Source organism: Brevibacillus daliensis, assembly GCF_021245735.1.
Taxonomy (GTDB): domain Bacteria; phylum Bacillota; class Bacilli; order Brevibacillales; family Brevibacillaceae; genus Brevibacillus_B; species Brevibacillus_B daliensis.
This window is the reverse complement of the sequence record NZ_JAJISB010000070.1, coordinates 1-1,807: the sequence shown is the minus strand read 5'-3', so window position 1 is coordinate 1,807 and position 1,807 is coordinate 1. Positions and strand designations below refer to the sequence as shown.

3 protein-coding genes are annotated in these 1,807 nt (G+C 34.1%); 2 read left to right on the top strand and 1 reads right to left on the bottom strand.

Features of this window, described 5'->3' with window-relative positions; translation table 11 throughout:
* The first annotated feature begins 140 nt into the window (after positions 1-140).
* Positions 141-380 (top strand): hypothetical protein, encoded by a 240-nt coding sequence (locus LM917_RS24240; RefSeq protein WP_232700267.1) that lies wholly within the window; start codon positions 141-143, stop codon positions 378-380.
* A 299-nt stretch (positions 381-679) separates the two neighbouring features.
* On the opposite strand, the gene LM917_RS24235 is transcribed toward LM917_RS24240, so the two are convergent.
* The gene (locus LM917_RS24235; RefSeq protein WP_232700266.1) at positions 680-1,198 is read right to left on the bottom strand and encodes a DUF3231 family protein; all 519 of its coding nucleotides are present in this window, start codon (positions 1,196-1,198) and stop codon (positions 680-682) included.
* A gap of 296 nt (positions 1,199-1,494) precedes the next feature.
* Between LM917_RS24235 and LM917_RS24230 the strand changes: the two genes are divergently transcribed.
* Positions 1,495-1,764: a WGxxGxxG family protein gene (locus LM917_RS24230; protein ID WP_232700265.1), complete on the top strand. Its 270-nt coding sequence runs from the start codon at positions 1,495-1,497 to the stop codon at positions 1,762-1,764.
* The last annotated feature ends 43 nt before the right edge of the window (positions 1,765-1,807 follow it).

The following is a 1,807-nucleotide window of genomic DNA, read 5'->3' as shown; positions in this document are numbered from 1 at the left end:
GCTATTCATTTTTCGACGTATGAGTTGGAAAAAATGTTTAAAAGAGTGATGTAAACATAAAAAAAGACACCATTCATTTTGAATTCAAAAAGCTATTATTATCAAGGGTTTTGAAGTGTTATGTCATAAAGGGATTTAGTTTGATTTACAAATTGACAACCTTTACTACACTAAAGTTATTTTTTGGCGTTGGACATTGCCTGATCAAAACGTATAGCAGATTCCTGTTGAATATCGAAAGAAACATCATTGAGGAGAGAAGAAATCGTATTCAAACGAGGAACTATGAGCGCGAAGGCCCGGTTAGAGATGATGTTATTACACAACGTAATGGATTAGGAGTAGGTGTTTCGGTAAAATGGAAGTGGTATGATGATTAAGAACGTATTCCTATAACTAAAGAAATGTACAAGAATAATGTTTTTAAAAACACATTTTACGAAGAATTTAATCCTGAAGTACATGCACATATAATAAATAAACTGTAATGAACGTAAGAAACCCTCCTTCGGTTATCCGTTGGAGGGAATTTTTATAGATAAGCCTCGTAATTAGCTACATTCGTCAAAGTGAATTGACAAATCAACAGCACAACCGTTTTTACAATAAAGCTGGAAAAAATTACAACCAAACAATAAAGAAAATAGTTACGATTAAAGGGTAGTTTTATTCAGTAATATTACTGGTCTTGATTTTTTGTTTCCATATGGAGTGGTGGAGGAACCAACCAGCCTTTTTCTTTGATGATTTGTAATAATGCGGCTCCATCTTTAATGCTTTTAGCGTTTTGTTGTACCAACATTAAAGCAATATCTTCTCGAATACATTGACCGATGAGGGCACTCATTGATGTTATACCCCCGGCAATATCTCTAGCGATTGCATATGCCACTTGAGCATCCTGGAATCTTGCACCAACAGGGATTTGCTCAATATCAACACTTGGTCTTTCAGCTGGAGTAGGAGGAACTGCGATATCATTTTTTAGCAAGAGTTCTTCTATCTCTTTAATCTCAGGTTTAATACTAGTGTTAATTACGTCTTTTATAAATTCTTTCAAATCTTTATCTCCAGTATGGTTATAATAGACTTGATAACCATCGAGAGCAGCTTTTGTTACGGAAAGTTGAGTGTATAATCCAAATACCTCACCATAGTGCATTGGTTCATCTTGTGGGTTACCGCTTAAAATACCCATAAAGTCAATCACTCCATTTCAATTTTTGATTTATTGTATTTAAACCTCTATTAGTATGTAGAAATACGAACAATTTTATTAAACTTATATTGAAAATAAATATTATTATCCTAATTGCTGGATAGAGAAAAGAGTGTAAGCCTAAAAAGCTTGCACTTTTTTTATTTTGGATCAGCTTAATCTTTATGGACCATAAGAATTAGACCAAAAGAGTATAAACATTTTTTTGAATAAATTATTTACAGAAGGTAAATATAACTGGTAGCACGTAGCATAAAATTTAGGAGGTTTTCAAGTTGAAAAAGATAAGTGCAATTATTATGGCTATGTTACTAACGTTAACAATGGGTTTTACTGCATACGCTGAGTATGGTGGAACAGGAAACACAGGAGGAACTTCTGGTAATATAACAGGTAATACAGTAGGAACAGGAAATGGGGTATCTAATAACTACAGAACAACAGCAACAGACAATGATATGGACTGGGGATGGATAGGATTGCTAGGACTAGCTGGTCTTGCTGGCTTAACAGGTAGAAATAGAGATCGAAATCCTCAAAAGTAACGGGTATGTATTTGATAGATCAACACGCAGCGCAGGAACGGAT

Bases quoted from the DNA above. Each gene is read 5' to 3' on its own strand.
- LM917_RS24235 (WP_232700266.1), bottom strand. From the start codon at position 1,198: ATGGGTATTTTAAGCGGTAACCCACAAGATGAACCAATGCACTATGGT.